1 protein-coding gene is annotated in these 694 nt (G+C 60.2%); it reads right to left on the reverse strand.

Annotated elements, in window-relative coordinates; genetic code table 11:
* Positions 1 to 694 (reverse strand): condensation domain-containing protein (locus IE267_RS39310; protein WP_229861690.1); only part of this gene is annotated, 694 nt, incomplete at both ends.

The raw sequence follows: 694 nt of genomic DNA on the forward strand, positions 1-694 counted from the left end.
ATCGAACTTCGCCGTATGCGTCCGCCCCGGCGCCACATCAATCTGCAAACCAGGAAGCCGAAACACCGCCTCCGGCGCATTCTGCAACGCCAACATCACCTGAAACAACGGATGATGAGCCAACGTACGCACCGGATTCAGATGCTCCACCAAATACTCGAACGGCACATCCTGATGCGCATACGCCGCCAACGACACCTCACGAACCCGCGAAACCAACTCCCCCAACGTCGGACCCCCCGACGTATCCGTACGCAACACCAACGTATTCACGAAGAACCCGACCAGATCATCCAGACCCTGATCCGTACGCCCCGCAATCGGACTCCCCAACGGAACATCACTGCCCGCACCCAGACGCGACAACAAAGCAGCCAGACCCGCCTGCAACACCATGAACAGACTCGCACCCGACGACCGCGCCACATCCGCCAGACGCTGATGCAACTCCGCACCAATATCGACCGTGACATAGTCACCCCGATACGACATCACCGCCGGACGCGGACGATCCACCGGCAACGACAACTGATCCGGCAACCCCGCCAACACCCGCGTCCAGTACTCGATCTGCGTCACGAACAAACTGTCCGGATCATCCTGATCACCCAACAACTCGTTCTGCCACAACGTGTAATCCGCATACTGCACCCCAAGCTCCGACCAACCCGGCACCTCCCCCCGCACCCTCGCC

Source organism: Streptomyces xanthochromogenes, assembly GCF_014650455.1.
In the GTDB taxonomy this organism is placed as follows: Bacteria; Actinomycetota; Actinomycetes; order Streptomycetales; family Streptomycetaceae; genus Streptomyces; species Streptomyces xanthochromogenes.